This window comes from Flavobacterium qiangtangense, assembly GCF_042658345.1.
Lineage (GTDB): Bacteria > Bacteroidota > Bacteroidia > Flavobacteriales > Flavobacteriaceae > Flavobacterium > Flavobacterium qiangtangense.
Genome location: NZ_JBHSQB010000005.1, coordinates 168359 through 186685, shown reverse-complemented (window position 1 = coordinate 186685; position 18327 = coordinate 168359). Strand labels below are relative to the sequence as shown.

Sequence of the window (18327 nt, the reverse complement as noted above, 5' to 3'; positions counted from 1 at the left end):
TTGCTATAAAAGTTTTATTTTTTCTTGATAAATCGTTCTGTAAATGACTTTTTATCTGTCTTAAATTTTAAAATATACGTGCCTTCTTCAAGATTGGAAACATCAATTGAGCTCATGCTACTGTCTTTCTTTTCATAGACTTTCTTACCTTGAATATCAATAATTGTGACGTATTCAAATTGCCTTTGCTTATTAAAATTCAGTGTGTCTTTTACAGGATTTGGAAATACAAATGCAACTTCTTCTTGGTTATCTTTAACAGAAAGTGCTGTGGTGGCAAGCTCTTGAATTGAAAAATCAGCAAATAAAATCTCTTCATCACGCAACTGTTCCTGGCTCAAAAGGCTTCTGTAAATTCCCCATTTTGGGCGGATTCCGTCGGCATTATCGCGCCAAGTTCTGATGTTATTGTTTGTATAATTTATTAATGTGACATTATCGCTGACTTTCTTGATTGTTATGGCATATTTACCATTTTCTGCATAGGTAATCGTTTCAGTTACTTCCACCCAATTTCCTTTGAAGGAAGACAAACTTGCGCTAGCCACTTCGTTAGAAACCAAACTATCAGAATGCATCACTTGTAATTTTTGATTACTTCCACCTCTTGGAATCAATGAAACCACGGGAATACTCTCGTGTGGCCCGCCATAAGCTTTGATCTGGTGAATGTGTGTAAATTTATTGGAAGGCTGGAAACCTGCATCCAATTTGAATTTCCATTTGTAAATCACGGTTTCGCCATACGTTCCGATCAAATTATCTGGTGATTGATTGTAAGTTTTAATTTCGTTTCGCTGTCTGTCAAATTTGATGCAACGATCGTTATCCGGAGAAACGTGGATGTGAAATTTGAATACATATTTGTTCAATTGCGCGTCCCAAACTTCTTCAATATGTCGACCAAAACCATTATGTACACAATCTGGAGTTTCTGTCACGTCATAACCTGGCGCGAGAACGCTGTTGATTAATTCGTAAGTATTTCCGGATCCGTCGGCTGATAATGTCACTTGCGCTAACGAAATCTGGGTTAGAAAAAGCAGGGAAATTTTTAGTATTTTCATGTGCTTGGTGTTTTATTTTTCTTTGCGAAAAATCTTTGCGAAACTTTGCGTTAAAAATTTAAACGCGAAGAAAAAATAAGGTTTCGCAAAGTTTCGCAAAGCTAGATGTTGATTTTTTTCTACTTTTTATATTTCGTAAAAGATTCTACAGCGCCTTTTGTTGCATTTTTTATAGCTTCATAATCGAAGTTGCCTTCTTGATTTTTTACAAAAAGTTGCGAACCTAAACCAACGCAATGTGCTCCGGCAGAAAACCATTCTTTTAAATTTCCATCCTCGGGTTGCACCCCACCAGTCGGCATAATGTTTGACCACGGACACGGACCTTTCACGGCTTTGATAAATTCTGGACCTCCGACTTGCTGTGCTGGAAAAATCTTTACGATATCGGCACCAAGACTTTCTGCAAAATTAATTTCGGTTAAAGAACCACAACCTGGCATCCATGGAATTTTTCTTCTATTGCAAGTGGTTGCAACTTCTGAATTGACAATTGGCGCCACGATAAAATTAGCACCACTTTGAATGTACAATGACGCGGTTCCTGCATCGATTACAGAACCAATTCCCAAGATTAATTCAGGAAGCGTTTCTTTGGCGAAAGCCACTAATTCTTCAAAAACTTTGTGTGCGCCATCTCCTCTATTTGTAAATTCAAAAATTCTGACACCGCCATCATAGACCGCTTTCAGAATTTCTTTGCACATATTCACATCTTCGTGGTAAAAAACAGGAACGATTCCGTTTTCATTTATTGTATTTAAAACCTGCAATTTTGAAAATCTTGCCATTGTTTATCGTATTAATCTTCCGGAAGTATTACCTCCCGCAATTTGGTTTATTTCGTTGAAGTCGGCCAAATTTGCATCGCCTTCAATCGTGTGTTTTATGGCGCAAGCCGCATTGGCAAACGCTACTGAATCTTTTTCTGCAAAATTATTTAGTTCGCCAAAAATAGCTCCGGCAGCAAAAGCATCTCCAGTTCCAATTCTGTCCACGATGTGCGTGATTTCAATTGGTTCGCAAGAAAACATATTTTTGCCGTTCCACATTCTAGCTTCGATTTGGTGCCAAGACGCATTTTTTCCGGTTCTGGTCTTGTCATAAATCTTTTTCAATTTAGGAAATTCTGCCATTAAAGCCTTGCTTCCTAATTTAAAATCTTCATCCGAAAGCGAAAAATCAGTATCTAAAAGTTCATTAAATTGTTCTGCTCCTCCGATAAAAACATCTGACAAAGCTACCAATCCTTTTAAAACATCTTCAGGTTTTCTGCCATATTTCCAAAGTCCAGCGCGGTAAGCAGGATCGCAAGAAACGGTAATTCCCATCTCTTTTGCCACCATCAGGCCTTCTTTTAAAGCCAAGAAATTATTCTCAGAATGTGCAGGCGTAATTCCGGTCCAGTGAAACCAATCGGCATCTTTGAAGATTGCAGCCCACGGAATTGAATTTGGTTCTAAAGCCCTGAAAGCCGAATGATTTCGGTTGTAAGAGATGACTCCAGAACGAACAACAGCTCCTGGTTCTACAAAATATAAGCCTAAAGGTTCTTCACCTTTTTGCACAAAAGAAGTATCGATTCCGTTGCTTTTTAGGTTGGAAATAGCTGCGTTTCCTAAGAAATCATCTGAAACTCGGCTGACGTGAACGGCGTTGCAACCTAAAATGGAAAGGGAAGCCGAAACGTTTGTCTCGGTCCCTCCATAATAAATTTCAAGCTGATTCGTCTGGGACATTTTTTTAAATCCCGGAGGCGTCAATCTTGCCAGTATTTCACCAAAAGTGACTACTTTCTTCATTTATTTTTTATTCTAAAATTATTAGCTAAATGCCAAACCACCGTTGATATCGATGTTGTTTCCTGTCAAGAATGAAGATTCATCAGAAGCCAAATAAGCCACTAAATCAGCCACTTCAGACGCTTTTCCTTCTCTTCTCAATGGCGTTCCGTTTGCCACATTTGTACGAACTTCTGGTTTTGTAAAAGTATCGTGAAAAGCCGTCGCGATCATACCTGGACAAAGTGCGTTCACACGGATTCCTTGTGGACCAAATTCTTTTGCCAAACCTCTTGTGTAAGTCATCACAGCGCCTTTTGCAGAAGCATAAAGTGCAGCTCCAGGACCACCACCATCACGACCCGCTTGTGAAGCGAAATTGATGATTGAAGCGCCAGATTTCATCAAAGGTTTGAACGCTTTTGTAACCAAAAATACAGATTTGAAGTTTACGTCGATCATTGTATCAAAGAAATCTACATCCATTTCTTCAATGGTTTTGCGCGCAATCAAACCTCCGGCAACATTCACCAAAACGTGAACTTCTTCGCCAAAAGCTTTTTTAGATTCGCTTACCAATGTATCGATATCAGCCTGTTTTGTCATATCACCTTGCACGATGATTGCATTTCCGCCTACTTCTTCGATTAATTTTAAAGTCGCGTCACCGTCTTCTTGGCTCAGATAATAATTTACAACAACATTAGCTCCTTCTTTAGCTAATTTGATAGCTACTTCTCTTCCAATATCTCTTGCTCCTCCTGTTACTACGGCTGTTTTTCCTTTTAATTTCATTTTGATTGTATTTAATATTTATTTTAATTCTAACTATTTAACTGGTTGTATTTTTTTAATTAAAGCGAAGACTGAAAAGACTCCGAGTGGCACGAATGCGGCGATGATTATGAAAGCTGGCGTGTAAGATGTTTCGGTTATTACCGGAATCAAAAAGTTCATTGCGATTACCGAAATTACTCCGATGGAACCTCCTAAACCTGCCAAAGTTCCTACCGATTTTTTATCCATCAAATCACTTGGAAGCGTTTGGATATTTCCAATTGCAAATTGAAATCCAAACAATACGAAAGAAACAATTATCACAAACTTCAATGGTGTGTCTCCGTAAAATATTGTCGCTAAAAGTCCTAAAAACATGATAACTCCGGCGATAATGATAGCTTGTTTTCTTCCTTTATCAACCGATTGCGTTTTGGCGATAATCATTCCGGAATACCAACCTCCAGCTAAACTTCCCAAAGCGGCTCCAACATAAGGAACCCAAGCAAAAAGCCCGATTTGTTTTACATCAAAACCGTAAGTTTTTTGAAGATATAATGGCATCCAGCCTACGAAAAGCCACCAAATTGGTTCCATAAAAAAACGGCAAACAATCACGCCCCAACTTTCTTTGAAAGATAAAATTTCTGAAATTGACATTCCTTTTTGAGCTTCTTCTTCGACTGTTGGCGCTGCTTTTCCGTCAAGGATCAATCTTCTTTCTTCTTCAGTAATCCAAGGATGATCTTTTGGAAGTTTTTTGTAAACGATCAACCACGGAATAATCCAAACCAGTCCCATCGCACCGATGATGATAAATGTTGTTTTCCAGCCATAACCAGCGAACATATAAGCGATGAAAAGTGGCGCAATTACTGATCCTATGGAAGCTCCAGCATTGAAAATTCCTTGTGCGATTGCTCTTTCTTTTAAAGGAAACCACTCAGAATTACTTTTCACGGCGCCTGGCCAGTTGCCGGCTTCAGAGATTCCGAGTGTTACCCTTACAAATGATAGTGAGAAAACGCCTTTTACAGCAAAGTGAAATAAGGACGAAAGCGACCAAACGAATATGGCAATCACAAAACCGAGACGTGTTCCGATTTTGTCAAAAAGCTTTCCAGAGATAGACTGTCCGACGGCATAAGCAATCATAAAAAGGTTTAAAATCAATGCATAATCTGCATCGTTCATTCCCAAATCTTTGCCCATGGCCGGCCACATAATTGATAATGCAGAACGGTCAATGTAATTGATGATTGTTGCAATACCAATTAAGGTAATGATCCACCATCTTAATCCTTTTACTTTCATAATTTACTTTAAAAAGGCAATTTGCCCGATTATTATTTGACCACTTTAATGGTTTTTACGTTATTTTCAGACTGCACATTTACGATATATGTTCCTGTTGCGAAGCCTGACATATCAATAGTTCCTTGAGTATTATTGATATTTTTATTTAAAAGATTTTGTCCGAATAAATTGAAAACGCTTACCGAATCTATATTTTCTTCGGAAGAAAAATTCAAAACATCTTTCACGGGATTTGGATATACCGCAATTTTTTTAGCGTTAAAATCCTCGGTCCCCAAAGCTGGTTGGTATGTCATTTCAATATCATCAATCGCTCCCCAGCCGATAGTTGCCGCATCATTCAAATTTGTTGATCTAAAAGTCACTACCAAATACTGCGTCGTTCCTTCAACGATAACAGTTGCTGGAACTGGCGCTGTGATTTCTGTAAATGTTGAATATCCGGCTGCAGCTGATGGAAATTTATCTGAAAATCTCGTTGCCGCCGTTCCGTTCACAGGAACTTCCGACATCAATGACAAATACATATAATCATTTGGTCCCGTTGTTGGATCGATTGAAACAACTTCTTGTTTGTATTTAAATTTTACCTGAACATTTGTGGCTCCCGCTGGAATTACAACTGGACGATAAATATGAACGGTTCTGCTCCCTGCGGTTGTTCCCACAGCTGTTGCACTGCTTCCGATAAATGCAGCTCTTGTTCCCGAAAAACCAGTTTGTCCAGTCCCGATTTGCCACTTTCTTGAACCATATGTGTGGTTTAAAAGCGTCCAACCGTTTCCTTCAAAAGTATCTGCTGTTTCAAATCCTCCGTCACCTGTTGGTGAAACAAGAGTTACTGCAGTTTGTGCTTTTCCTTCGAAAGCGAATGCTACAAAAAACGCAGCGAGTAAAGTAATTTTTTTCATAAATAAATAAGTTAAGAGTTAAAAAATCTGTCGATTAAGTATTGATTTATTACCTACTCCAACGTCTTGCAGCAGGCGGGGATTATTTTAAAAAATCTTCTCTGATTGGGCTGAAAACGTCGATTAACATTCCAGCTTCGAGGCAAATGGCTCCGTGAAGAATGTTTGGCTCGATGTAAAAAGCATCTCCCGTTTGAAGAATTTTCTTTTCATTGTTGATTGTCACTTCAAATTTTCCTGAAACAACATACGAAGTCTGCGAATGATAATGCTGGTGAATTGGCCCAATTCCTCCCGTTTCAAAGGCTACTTTTACCATCATAATACTGACGTCATAACCTGTGATTTGTCGTTTTACACCTTCGGCAACTGTTTCCCAAGGATTTTCGCTTTCTACATAAAATGCTTCTGTTCTGATATTCATCGTGTCTTAATTTGTAATTAATGTATAATTTCCTCTCCATTCCATATTTTTTCCGTTGATGGAAACCTTATGTTTTGAATCTGATTTTGCTTCTTTATTTGAAAATGCTAGCGTGTATGATTTTTTGTTTTTGAAAGTCACCAAAACGACCGTGTAATTTTCGTCTTGTTTTAAAATTTGGATCGTTTCTACTTTTGAATGTGGATCTTGAACCGATTCTAATTTTGGATCAAAGCTTCCGTGTGGCTCGATAATACTGACAAAAGTGTAATTTTTCTTGTCTTTTGTTCGCACCATATAACCCGATTCATTTCTTAAATTAAAATTTGGATCGTTTGCTCCTAATCTTGTCAAAACCAAATTATTTGTGTCATCCGTCAAAGTCGAAATTGTGTAAAAACGACTGTCGTTCAACCATGTAAATTTTGAAAGTCCTTGATTTCCTTTGGCTTCAGCCAATTTCCATAAATGCTGGTAGCCGTTGTCTTTTCCTAAAGGAGAAAGCGATGTCAATGCCGGTTCATATTTAAAATCAGTTTCCATAATATGACCTCTGAACATAAAATTCAAGTCATATTGATGGTTTTCTTTCGATTTCAAAGAAAAGACGTCGATGATAAAAGGCGTGTCAGCTCCAACTAAAGCAACCGTTCTTTGCATTTCAACTCCTGGATAAGCATTTGCTTCTGAAGCACTTGCAATCTGAATTTTTTCTGGAGCCGAAACATCAGAGAAAATCGTTTTTGGCGCTTGCTTTTCTGCTTCTTTCCAGTTTCCGTCGTAATGCGATTTTTCGTCAACAATTACCGTGTTGTGAGCTACTGAAGTTTGTGCCCAAGTTTTATTTTCATCCAAATATCTGCCGCCGCTTTTTGATTCTACATTTAAGAAACGTGCCGCGCCATAATCTTGCAGAATTTCTTTGTCATTGTTGAAAAGAAGAATTCCCAAACGATCAAAATGTCCGTGGCCCATTCCTTGCGAAGCGAATTTGAAAACCGCGGTTAATTGTTCGTCTTTTTTCTTCGTATGCATTCTGAAAAGTGCTAATCCGCCAGATTTTCCTTCAGGTCCGTCTGCGATAATCATCGGATTTTTTACAAATTCTTGCTTCTTCAAACCATTTACAGCTTCTGAAGATTTTAAACCTGCGCCGGTAATTGAAACTTCATTTTGCTGCTGAATTACAGGCAAAACCGAAGCATCGTTGTAATTTTCAAAAACAATATTTGTGGCAAAAACCAATTCTTCCGTCATGTAATTTTTCTCCTTTAAAGCATCGTTTATCGGGAAAAAATAACCGTTGGCATCTGTCAATTGCAAAACCGTGTTGGATGCTTTTTTAAGCAACTGATTTCTGTAGTCAAAAATCTTTAAATCGGGTTGGTTTCTATTAATTGCTTCGGCAAAAACCATAAACGGTTGCAACGCATATCGTTGATAATAAGGACCTTCAGAATAATATCCGTCAGGTGAAAAAAGCATATCAATTTGTTTCAAGAAACCCGTTTTTTTGTCTTTTGCAGAACCATAAAGTGCGCGATCAACCATGTCTTTGTCGCCCAAAACATAACCTGTCATTCCAACTGCGGCGACAGACCAAGTTCCGTGGTTGTGGATTTTGTTGAACGTATCTTTCCCTCCTTCGCTTTCGCTTAAAAATGCAGCCATGCTTCTGAAAACATCTCTTTCGATGATCTCACGATTTTTTGGGTCGATACTTTCTTTGACCAAATCATAAGCTTGGATTCCGTGGACTAACCAAACGCAATCGTTCAAACCTTGCCAGAATAATTTCCCTGAATTTTGCTCTGCTTTTCTCTTTGGATGCAATGGCAAACCTGGATAAATTTTGGCATATTCAAGAAGCATTTCTTCAACGAACTTGGCATATTTCTTTTCGCCAGTAACTTGAAAAGTCAATCCGGCATAATACAATTCTCTGTAATTTTTTTTGTGCTTTTCGTGCGTGTAACCGCCTCCGTTATCCACCGGAACTGGAACTTCGATTTTACTTTCTAAAGCTTTGTCAGCGCCTTTTTTTACTTTGGAAAAAGATTTTTCTAAAATTTTATAGTCACCTAAATGTTGGCTGATATTCTTTGCTTCTGACTTAGACAAAAGCAAAAGAGGCTCATATTGTTGGGCAAAAGCAGCATCTGACAGCACTAAAAAAAGTGCTGTTAGACCAAATGCTTTTATTGTTTTAAATTTCATTCTTGTATTTTTTAATTAAATGAGTTTGTCAAATCGACTGCACCAACTCCTGTTAAAACTTCGTCAGTTATAATGAACCAATCTGCATTTACTTCTAATGGCACATTTGCTTGATTATCTGTCAAGTAATTCATTCTCATATAGTTTCCGCTTACAAAATCAGAAGCTGTAACCGTTGGAAACATATCTCTCAAACGAACTGCAACCAAAACCCACTCGCCGTTTGTGTTATAGTGAACCAATTTTTTGCTTGCTGCAGAAGTTGCATATAATCTTAATGTTGGCGTTGTATTATTTGTATTTAACCAAAAGTGCAATACCGGATTGTTATTAAAAGCACCGTTGTCAAAAGCGGTTTTCCAAGTGGTATTTGTGGCGAAAGAAAATCTCATGTAAGCGATGCTGCTTCCGTTTGCCGTTGGCGAAAGCATTTGCAAATGATGGTAATTTGTGCTGCTTGGAAACGGCGCTTGATCCACAGTTCCATTTAATTGGTTTGCCGTGATTTGTGCTGCTTGACCAGCTGTGATTACTTCCATTCCTTGTGCTTCGAAGTTGAAATAAGTTTGTACCTCCCGATTTATGTAAGCTACCGGCGGACTTGCAACTTGCATTCCGTCGCCATAAACCAAATTAATTACGTAAAAACCCGTTGGTAAATCAGCCGGCGGTGCGAATGAAACGCTTGTTGGTGTTACATCAAAAGTTGCAATTGCAGTTCCTCCAAAAGTGATTGCTGTAACCAAATTCATATCTGTTCCGCCAATAACAACTTGTGTGTTTTTCAAGACAGCTTTTGGGAAACCAGAAACCTCTGGAGTTGGAATATCAATTGTATAATTGCTTTCTAACGGAACCGTAACTTCGCCTGAAACCGTGTTATAACTGTAAGTCAACGCTAATGGACTTGGTCCTGTGTTTGGCGTTCTCACGATTAAAGTTCTATCATCTTGGTATTCGATCACGCCATCAACAGTTGCAAAAGTTACTCTGGTAATTACCTGAAGATTTTGTCCTGTGATGGTAATTACTTCGTTTACAACAGACATTGTTGGGATTTCGGATTCAATTTCTGGAACCGGATACGTGATTGTCAAACTTTCCACAGACGACGCTTCTTTGTCAGAATCTGTTGTCAATCTGATAATGCCGCCAGTTGCGTTTGCAGGAACTTTGATGATCAAAGTATGCTGATTTTCACGAGAATAAATTTCAGCTTCAATGTCGCCGATGTATGCGTGCGTTACAAAATTTAAGTTGGTTCCGGTGATGGTGACCAAGCTTTGAATTGGTGCAGACGATGGCGAAAATGATTCGACTGTTGGTTGAGCGCCTAAGATTTCTTCAAAAGTTTTATCCACTTCTGTTTCAGCATCGCAGGCAAAAATCGCAACTGCAAGAATCAGGCAGATCGACTTGAAAATATTTTTAAGTATTGTGCTTTTCATAATTTTTGTTTTAATTATTTAACAACTAAAATTCCGATGTCTTTTTTATCTGTTCCTGCTGCTTTTAATGGCGATTTATCTTTTGGGATAAAATTCTTGGCGTCTTGATAACCTGGATTTTTGTCGATGATATTTTCAGAAACCGCTTTTCCTGCTAATTTCAATTCGCCAGAATTATAGATTACTGAATTTTTAATCGAGTTATTTTTTCCGTTCAAACGGACTGGATTTGTGACTTTTGAATTGTCGAAGAAAACGCTGTTCGTGATTTTCACGTTTACGATTCCTTTATTTTGGAAAACAATATCTTTTTCTGTCGCTCCGATTTTAGTGAAAACGCAATGGTCAACCACTAAATTTCCACCCACGGTTGATTCGTCATTTCCGCCTCTGTAATAATGCAAAACCCATTGTGAAAAGTCTGTGAATACCGTGTTTTCAAGGATTACATTCTCTGAATTATATTTTCCGGTATCATCTTTTTCTGAAGAAAGATTGATTCCTCGAAAATTATTTCTCAGGATCGAATTGCTGATTTTGATCGTGTCGGCGAAAGTTCCTTTTGAAGCTTTGATTACCGAACCGCCTTCTGCATTTGTGAAATCTGAGATGATTGATTTGTTTACAAAAATGCTGTAAGAACCCGGAGTATCTTCCTTTGGAGAAACAATCGCGTATTTTACTGCCGAAGTATTTTTTGCCGTAAGACTCACATTTTCAAAAGACAATCTCGCTCCTGATTCCACTCTGAACAAATAATTTGAGATTTTTTCAGCATCAGGATTAAAACTGATGATTGTATTTTCAGCAGTTGAACCTACGAAAGAAATATTGTCAGCAACCACAACCGAACGATCTAACAAATAAGTTCCGGGAGCCAAAACAAATTTTGTTTTTCCTTTTGCTTTTTTAACTGCTTTTTCAAGCGTTCCTGTTCCTGGTTCTACATTGATTGTTTGTTCTTGAACGGCTACTTTTGGCGTTTTTGGGTTCCAAGAAGTTCCGGTTTTGTTGGCGATTACCTTTGGAAAAACTGAAAAATCAATGCCGCTTTTTTCATTTGGAACAAAAATTTCCCCTTCTTTTTTCCAAGTTAATTTCTTTGGTGTAAAACCTTCAATTTTCTTAGAATTTTTGCTGTCGATACTATTATTTTTGAACGTAATTCCTTTCATGTCATCAAAGAAAGTTACCGCTTCTGCATCACTTTCATTGTAAATAATATTGTCTGAAATCACAGAAGTAATAGGTGCTAATGAACGTTCTTCATCTTTTCCAGCTCCTAATTGAAAGGAACTTGAATTGTAAAAAACATTGTTCGTCACTTTAGCATTTTTCACTTGATTGTAACGATTCAACGGACTGTTTGGAACGCCATTCATCACGACCAAAGAACCTCTGAAATCTTGCCCGGTCAAGCCGTAGAAATAATTGTTTTTTACCGTGTGACCTTCGTTTATAATTCGAACGCCGCCAGTGTATGGTTGGTTATTTCCAAGGAAAACGTTGTTCTCCACCAAGCAATCGTTTCCGTGACGGAAAACCATCGAACCTTGCGATTCTAAGAATAAATTGTTTCTGAAAATGTTATTGCAAGATTTGTTTGAAACGATTTCCACTTCGCCGTTGCATTTTTCAAATTTGTTCCACTCCACGATTGTATTCGACTGAAACATAGAATTATGGCTTGTTCCGATTCTAATAGTTTCGCCACCATTTGAACCTAACGGCGGACGCTCTCCGAAATAATTATGATCAATTCTGTGATGATTTTGGTGGTTTTCTTCGCCTTTCAACCAAACGACTAACGTACATCCGTCGTTTGTTTTTCCTGCGATATAATTATTGTCGAAACGATTATTTTTTCCCCATAATTCAACCCAATGGTTTGATTCTGCCTTGGTTTCTGGGTTGTAATCTGTTATTGCACAATTGGTTACTCTTGAATTATTAGCCACTTTGCTTTTGCTCATAAAAGAAATTACGAATTTGCTGTAACCGTCTTTGAACCAAAGCCCTTTTGCAACTAAATAATCGCCTGATAATTTCAAGGAAGAATTTCCAGAAAGAATTACTTTTCCGGCTGTTTCAGCTTCTAAGAAAATAGAATCTTTTGAAGCACCATTTGCATTGAAATCAATTGCTGTATCTTTCCAAATTCCGTTTGACATTACAATTTTGTCGCCCGGTTTTACTTTTGAAATGGCTTCTGTCAATTCTTCTCCGTTAGAAACTTTAATTTCCGTGGCATTGGCATTGGCCAAAAAAAGCAAGCATAAATAAGCTGTTACTGAATATTTTAAACTTTTCATATACTTAAAAAATTAGTATCCTGTGTTTTGTGCAATGTTTGGGTTCAAGTCGATTTCATACTGCGGAATCGGCAAGAAAATTTGGTAATGTTGCAGCGGACCTGTGTTTAACGAAGGATGCGCTGGATCATTATATTGAAATTCTGTAGCAAAATGCTGTGTCATAACCACTTCTGCTCTTCCGGTTCTAACCAAGTCAAACCAGCGGTGGTTTTCAAAACCAAATTCTAATCTTCTTTCATTTTCTAAGGCAATTTTGAAATCAAAATAAGTAGAAACATTTGCCAATTCTAAAGCAGAATCTGCACCTAACGAACGAGTTCTCACTTGGTTTAAATATCCCAAAGCTTCTGCATTTGGACCACTTTGCTCGTTAATTGCTTCTGATAATAACAATAAAGCATCAGCATAACGAAGGATAATCCAGTCGTTTCCGCCATCGTCAACTGCGTTAAAAGTCGAGTTGTATTTTGTAACGTGTTTGTCTTGACGAACCGCTCCGTTGAAGCCCAACCAAGTGTCAGCCATTGAAGCCGCTTTTCGTGGATCGCCAGTTGTGTAAGCTTGCGACATATTATCTGTTGGCACATTCAAACCGTCTCCGTTTCCAAAAACCACGTAATTATCACTTTGCAAAGGCGCAAAAAAGTTGGGATGTGGCGAACCTAAACCAACGCTTCCGGATTGGTAACGAACTGCAAACATGATTTCGTTATTGTATTCATTTCCGATATTAAAAACCGCTCCGTATGTTGCTTGCAAACTGAAATTTCCGCTGACAACTTCTGTCAAAACTGTTTTTGCTTCGGCTAAATCTGCATCATTTCCTGTGGTAAGCAATACTTTTCCAAGCAATGTTTTTGCAGCGTCAGAAGCAACTCTGCCTAAATTTGCACCTGATTGCGACGGAGGCAACATTTCTGAAGCCAAACGAAGGTCATTTGCAATAAATTCATACACTTCGCTTTGCGGACTTCTGTCCATTGTTTTAGCTTGAGTTCCAGAAACTGGGGTTTCAACGATGAAAACACCACCCCAAAGACGCACCAAGTTAAAATAAGCGTGCGCTCTTAAAAAACGGGCTTCTCCTTCATATTGATTTCTAAGTTCTTCATCAGCAACTACGCCTAAATTTTGAAGTACCACATTTGAAAGATTGATGGTTCTGTAACACGCTTTCCAATATTCTTGAAGGTAAATATTTTGCGAACTTTGCACAAAACGATCCACTTCTCTGATGGCCAAATCCTTTGTTTCGGTAGAATTTGGGTTCATATAAGTGTTGTCAGAACGAATTTCTGTCAGCAACCATTCTCTGTTTTGCATTCCGTAAAGGCTGTTGTAAATTGAAATTACAGCCAAATTTACTTCTGCCGGAGTTGTGTAAAATTCGCCTACACCAATTTCAGAAATCGGTTGCAAATCAAGCGTCTCATCACAGCTTGCGAAAAGAAAAGCGGTGCTTAAGAATAAGACTTTTAAGCTTTTGATAGACAATTTATATTTTTTCATAACCTTTATTTTATTAGAAATTAATGTCAATTCCGAAAGAAATTGTTCGTTGAACTGGGAAAGCACCTCTTTGGTAACCTGAAATCAATGGCGAGCTGTAAACTCCTGAATTTGTGATTCCTTCTGGATTTAATCCCCAGAAACCTGATGATTTTACATAAAGAAGGTTTTCTCCAGACATATAAAATCTTGCTTTTGTGATGCCTATTTGTTTGATAAACGACTCTGGAGCGGTGAAACCTAAAGTCACGTTTCGTAATGACATGTATGTTGCGTCTTGAACCAAATAAGAAGTGTTTTGCCAAGCTCTACCGTTGTTTTCACGAGGTTTTGTTGCAGGAGTTCCTTCGCTGAACCATCTTCCTTCGGCAAAATCTTTGTATAAATAACGCATCTCGTTGTAGTATCCGTCTCCGAAGAAAACTTCGCCTCCAACAGAACCTTGAACCAAGAAATTCATATCAAAACCTTTGTAAGTGAACGCGTTATAAAATCCCCAAGTAAAATCTGGAAACGGACTTCCAAGCGTTGTTCTATCTGAAGCGTTGATAATTCCGTCGCCGTTGATATCTGCGACTCTAATTCCTCCGACAGCGTCATCTGCAGAATGTGGATTGTTGGCCAATTCTTCAGCATTTTGCCAAACTCCGATCATTTGATAACCATAAAATTGAACTGCTTCCTCGCCTACTTTGGCAATATATTCTTCATTTCTTTCACCTTGACTGATGAATTGTGCTTCTCCACCAAGAGAAATCAACTTGTTTTGGTTAGCAGAAATATTAAATCCTGGTTTCCAAGTGAAGTTTTTGGCACGAACATTTCCTGAGATTTCAATCTCAAAACCTTTGTTTTGTATTTTTCCGATGTTGTTGAAAAATTGGTTATGACCTGTGATGTACGAAACGTTTTGTTGCAACAATAATTTATCGGTAATTGAGTAATAATAATCAAAAGTCACATTCAATTTATTTCCGAAGAAACTCAAATCAGCACCTGAATCGTATTCTAAAGTTTGTTCCCAACCGATTCCTGGATTTCCTAATACATCCCCAGTTTCTCCCAAACCAGAAGTCACGCTTCCCGCGCCTTGACCTAAAGAATAGTTTGAAGAATATAATAAATTGGTGAAAGAATAATTGGTAATATCATTGTTTCCGGTAACCCCAAAGCTGGTTCTCAACTTAAATCTGTTTACCCACTCGATGTTTTCTTTCCAGAAATTTTCTTCGCTTACATTCCATCCCACAGACGCCGAAGGGAAAATTCCGTATTTATTTTCAGGTCCGAATAAAGACGAACCGTCAGCACGCGCCGCGATAGAAACCAAATATTTGTCTTTGTAAGCATAATTTACTCTTGCCAAAAACGAAAGCAATCCGATTTGTTCTTTTCTCGTGAAGGTTTCGTTGGCGTCAATTACATTGGCACCGTTTATAGTTTCGATATAATCTGATGGAAATTGCGTTCCATAAATTCCGGTTCCTTTAATATTTGTTTTTTGGTACGTGATTCCGCCCAATGCATCAATGCTGTGGTTGTCGTTTTTCCACTTGAAATTTAAGGTATTTTCTGTAAGAAGATCGGTTTTTAAAGTACTGTCATCTTCACCAATCGCTTGCCCAGTTTGGTCTGCTTGCGAATTTCTGAAACGCTCATAATTTGAATAATCGACGTTTGCTCCACCCGAAGATTTGAATGTAAACTGCTTATTAATTTTATATTCTAAAGCAAAATTGGTTAACATTCTATAATCATGAATGATTCTCGTCTCGTTTTCCATTCTTGAAATCGGGCTGTTATTGTTGGTTCCCCATAATGAAGTCGTGAAATTTTGCTGTTCGCCGTTTTCATCAACATAATTGAAAGTCACGTTGTTAAAATGTCTTCCGTGAGCGTATTCACCAACCGGATAACCCGTCAACGCTGAAGTATATTCGTTGTGTCTTGACGGCATAAATCCTAAAGAACGCGTTAAATCTGAATATGAAATTGACGATCTTCTTCTATTACTATATGACGGTCTAAGATTTACATCAAGTGTAAGTTTATCGCTTAATTTTGCTTTTACACGGCTTTGGAAATTTACACGTTTCAAAAAGTTATCTTTCATCAAACCTTCATCTTCAATGTATTGCCCTGAAACATAATAAGTTGCTTTTTTTCCACCGCCTGAAACATTCATTTGGTAATTTTTGATTGTTGCAAAGTTTCTGATTCCTTCGTCTTGCCAATCTGTTCCTCCTCCAGAATTATTTGCCACTTGGCGCATTCCTTTTTCGCGAGAAGTATAAGCAATAATTCCTGGCGTGGTTCCGTTTAAACCAGCTGTATAATTTTCATGCAATTGGCGCTCTCTACGTAACATATCTGTATATTCATACGTATCATACATATCGATTTCTTCATAAACCGATTTTACACCATAAAATGATTTGAATTCATATAAAGTTTTGGTTTCAGAACCAGATTTTGTGGTAACCAAAATAACTCCGTTTGCACCGCGAGAACCATAAATTGCTGTGGAACTTGCATCTTTTAAAACCTCTACAGATTCAATTGTACTTGGATTTATAAATTCCAAACCATTTGAAATTGGAAAACCATCAACTACAACCAACGGATCGCTACTTGCTGAAATCGAACCCATTCCACGGATTCTGATTTGAGGCGCTTCACCAACTTCAGAAGTTGTATTCTGGATTTGCAAACCGGCAATTCTTCCTTGCAAAGCCTTGTCAACTCTGGAAACTGTGTTTTCGTCAAGATTTGTATTTTCTAATTTGGAAACTGATCCTGTGATAGAAGATTTTTTCTGAGTTCCGTATCCAACGACCACAACTTCGTCAAGATTTTTGCTATCATCAACAAGCGAAACAGAAATTTCTTCTTGTCCGTTAACCAAAATTACTCTGGTTTGCATTCCCACATAAGAAACTTGGATAGAGCTATTTTCGTTTACTGAGATAGAAAATTTACCGTCAATATCAGTGATTGTAGTGTTTTTTGTACCTAAAACAGTGACCGTCGCGCCAGGCAATGATAATTTATCAGAATCTGCAGTGACTGTTCCTGTCAAAGTATATTTCTCTTGCGCGAAGACAAAAGAGGTCAGCATCAAAGCCGAGAGTAAAAAAAAGTTTTTTAATTTCATAAAGATGTATAGCTTACAATCAGTAACATTAAGATATAGAGCATCCTGACCGGCTTTTGGCCGATAATGCTTTTTCATAAATAAGATCTGAAAATCAGATGTTTAATCTTGACTTAAATGCGCAGCAAAATCCACTTCCCCAAGCGATGCAACTTTACACAATGGTCATAACCGTCTATTATTTTTCCGTAAGAAACTTTTAAAAAACGCTTTCGTTGATGTTCATTAAAGTTTCTGTTTTGTTGCAATATTCATATAACGTCTTAAAATGAAATTGCAATTCACGTTTGGCCTTTTCAGGATTTTTTTCTTTTATAGCTTCATAAATTTGTTGGTGTTCGATGATATTTTCTCCTGTCATTGAATTTTTACAAACGTGGTATTTTTCAAAATTTGTAATAATTTCTGGAGTGATGATCAGCATTAATGTATTCAAAACCGGATTTCCGCTGGCTTCTGAAATTTTCAAATGGAACATCAAATCTTCTTCAACAGCACTTTCGTTGCTTTCCACTTTATTTTTATAAGCAATCAATGCTTCTTCAATATTTTTCAGTTGCTCTTTGGTTCTTCTTTCTGATGCCAAAGCCACAACTTGCATTTCTAACATAATTCTGCTTTCGACCAACGATTTAAAATCTGGCTTTTTCAATTGCAAAATATCTGTAATCATACCACTTAATGCCGGAACGCCAAGATTGGCAACAAAAGTTCCACTTTGTGGCAAGGTTTTCAGCAATCCATAAAATTCTAATTTCTGGATTACTTCTCTCACGTTTCCTCTACTCACGCCAAATTCTTCCGATAATTTTCGTTCTGAAGGAAGGCGGTCTCCGGGTTTCAGTTTTTTTGAAGTGATCAATTCCTTTAACTTTTGGATGATCTCTTCTTCCTCTGAAGATTTGAAATTATTTAAACCAAACTCTTGCATTTTCTAATAATAAATTGGTTGACCAAATATACGCATTTTTTTATATTAGCAAATAACCGCGTATTTTTTTTGTATAATTAATTTTTTAGTTCATTATGGTAAATATAATTCAACAAAAAAGTTAAAAAAAGCCATTGCAATTTGAAAAATGTTAGCTTTTAACAATTTAACTCAAACGTTTTCGAAACTAATTTGGAAGAATTAAAGCTCTAAAATTGACTTTTTGTCTAAATTATTAACGAGACGTTCACACTAGAACTGATATTTATATGTATTTTTGTTATATAAAGGTACATTATTACTGCATTCAAAAGGTAAAACCATTTTTCCACTTCCCAAAAGCGATGCAACTTTGCACAATGGATGTATAACGTACCGATAAACAGGAGTCTATCAATCTGATACGGCTCCTTTTTTGTTATAAATCGCTTTTTCTTTAAAAACACATTCTTGTAACCAATAAACATTCTTCAACT

13 protein-coding genes are annotated in these 18327 nt (G+C 37.5%); all 13 read right to left on the bottom strand.

All coding sequences use genetic code 11. From position 1 onward, the window contains the following. Positions 1 to 14: 14 nt before the first annotated feature. Complete coding sequence (locus tag ACFPVY_RS06520; protein ID WP_379791165.1) at positions 15 to 1067, bottom strand: T9SS type A sorting domain-containing protein; 1053 nt, start codon at positions 1065 to 1067, stop codon at positions 15 to 17. Positions 1068 to 1186: 119 nt separating this feature from the next. Beyond that, positions 1187 to 1858 carry a bifunctional 4-hydroxy-2-oxoglutarate aldolase/2-dehydro-3-deoxy-phosphogluconate aldolase gene (locus ACFPVY_RS06515; protein WP_379791164.1) on the bottom strand — a complete coding sequence of 224 codons (672 nt, stop codon included), beginning with the start codon at positions 1856 to 1858 and terminating at the stop codon, positions 1187 to 1189. Between the two features lie 3 nt (positions 1859 to 1861). Further along, entirely contained in the window at positions 1862 to 2869 is a 1008-nt protein-coding gene (locus tag ACFPVY_RS06510) for a sugar kinase (protein ID WP_379791163.1), read from the bottom strand. Between the two features lie 21 nt (positions 2870 to 2890). After that, complete coding sequence (locus ACFPVY_RS06505; RefSeq protein WP_379791162.1) at positions 2891 to 3643, bottom strand: SDR family NAD(P)-dependent oxidoreductase; 753 nt, start codon at positions 3641 to 3643, stop codon at positions 2891 to 2893. Positions 3644 to 3676: 33 nt separating this feature from the next. Continuing rightward, positions 3677 to 4939, bottom strand: a complete 1263-nt coding sequence (locus tag ACFPVY_RS06500; RefSeq protein ID WP_379791161.1) for an MFS transporter — start codon at positions 4937 to 4939, stop codon at positions 3677 to 3679. A gap of 32 nt (positions 4940 to 4971) precedes the next feature. Further along, positions 4972 to 5853: a T9SS type A sorting domain-containing protein gene (locus ACFPVY_RS06495; RefSeq protein WP_379791160.1), complete on the bottom strand. Its 882-nt coding sequence runs from the start codon at positions 5851 to 5853 to the stop codon at positions 4972 to 4974. Positions 5854 to 5935: 82 nt separating this feature from the next. Next, the gene (locus ACFPVY_RS06490; RefSeq protein WP_379791159.1) at positions 5936 to 6277 is read right to left on the bottom strand and encodes a cupin domain-containing protein; all 342 of its coding nucleotides are present in this window, start codon (positions 6275 to 6277) and stop codon (positions 5936 to 5938) included. 6 nt (positions 6278 to 6283) lie between these two features. After that, complete coding sequence (locus ACFPVY_RS06485) at positions 6284 to 8494, bottom strand: alginate lyase family protein (protein WP_379791158.1); 2211 nt, start codon at positions 8492 to 8494, stop codon at positions 6284 to 6286. Positions 8495 to 8505: 11 nt separating this feature from the next. After that, a complete protein-coding gene (locus tag ACFPVY_RS06480; protein WP_379791157.1) occupies positions 8506 to 9942 on the bottom strand; it encodes an IPT/TIG domain-containing protein in 1437 nt (478 codons plus the stop codon). Positions 9943 to 9956: 14 nt separating this feature from the next. After that, positions 9957 to 12254, bottom strand: coding sequence for a polysaccharide lyase 6 family protein (locus tag ACFPVY_RS06475; RefSeq protein ID WP_379791156.1), 2298 nt, complete (start codon positions 12252 to 12254; stop codon positions 9957 to 9959). Positions 12255 to 12266: 12 nt separating this feature from the next. After that, positions 12267 to 13766 (bottom strand): RagB/SusD family nutrient uptake outer membrane protein, encoded by a 1500-nt coding sequence (locus ACFPVY_RS06470; protein WP_379791155.1) that lies wholly within the window; start codon positions 13764 to 13766, stop codon positions 12267 to 12269. A 13-nt stretch (positions 13767 to 13779) separates the two neighbouring features. Next, positions 13780 to 16920, bottom strand: a complete 3141-nt coding sequence (locus ACFPVY_RS06465; protein WP_379791154.1) for a SusC/RagA family TonB-linked outer membrane protein — start codon at positions 16918 to 16920, stop codon at positions 13780 to 13782. 199 nt (positions 16921 to 17119) lie between these two features. Then, the gene (locus ACFPVY_RS06460; protein WP_379791153.1) at positions 17120 to 17851 is read right to left on the bottom strand and encodes a FadR/GntR family transcriptional regulator; all 732 of its coding nucleotides are present in this window, start codon (positions 17849 to 17851) and stop codon (positions 17120 to 17122) included. Positions 17852 to 18327: the final 476 nt, after the last annotated feature.

Bases quoted from the DNA above. Each gene is read 5' to 3' on its own strand.
- ACFPVY_RS06500 (WP_379791161.1), bottom strand. From the start codon at position 4,939: ATGAAAGTAAAAGGATTAAGATGGTGGATCATTACCTTAATTGGTATT.
- ACFPVY_RS06520 (WP_379791165.1), bottom strand. From the start codon at position 1,067: ATGAAAATACTAAAAATTTCCCTGCTTTTTCTAACCCAGATTTCGTTA.
- ACFPVY_RS06460 (WP_379791153.1), bottom strand. From the start codon at position 17,851: ATGCAAGAGTTTGGTTTAAATAATTTCAAATCTTCAGAGGAAGAAGAG.
- ACFPVY_RS06490 (WP_379791159.1), bottom strand. From the start codon at position 6,277: ATGAATATCAGAACAGAAGCATTTTATGTAGAAAGCGAAAATCCTTGG.
- ACFPVY_RS06485 (WP_379791158.1), bottom strand. From the start codon at position 8,494: ATGAAATTTAAAACAATAAAAGCATTTGGTCTAACAGCACTTTTTTTA.
- ACFPVY_RS06515 (WP_379791164.1), bottom strand. From the start codon at position 1,858: ATGGCAAGATTTTCAAAATTGCAGGTTTTAAATACAATAAATGAAAAC.
- ACFPVY_RS06495 (WP_379791160.1), bottom strand. From the start codon at position 5,853: ATGAAAAAAATTACTTTACTCGCTGCGTTTTTTGTAGCATTCGCTTTC.
- ACFPVY_RS06470 (WP_379791155.1), bottom strand. From the start codon at position 13,766: ATGAAAAAATATAAATTGTCTATCAAAAGCTTAAAAGTCTTATTCTTA.
- ACFPVY_RS06505 (WP_379791162.1), bottom strand. From the start codon at position 3,643: ATGAAATTAAAAGGAAAAACAGCCGTAGTAACAGGAGGAGCAAGAGAT.
- ACFPVY_RS06465 (WP_379791154.1), bottom strand. From the start codon at position 16,920: ATGAAATTAAAAAACTTTTTTTTACTCTCGGCTTTGATGCTGACCTCT.
- ACFPVY_RS06480 (WP_379791157.1), bottom strand. From the start codon at position 9,942: ATGAAAAGCACAATACTTAAAAATATTTTCAAGTCGATCTGCCTGATT.
- ACFPVY_RS06510 (WP_379791163.1), bottom strand. From the start codon at position 2,869: ATGAAGAAAGTAGTCACTTTTGGTGAAATACTGGCAAGATTGACGCCT.
- ACFPVY_RS06475 (WP_379791156.1), bottom strand. From the start codon at position 12,254: ATGAAAAGTTTAAAATATTCAGTAACAGCTTATTTATGCTTGCTTTTT.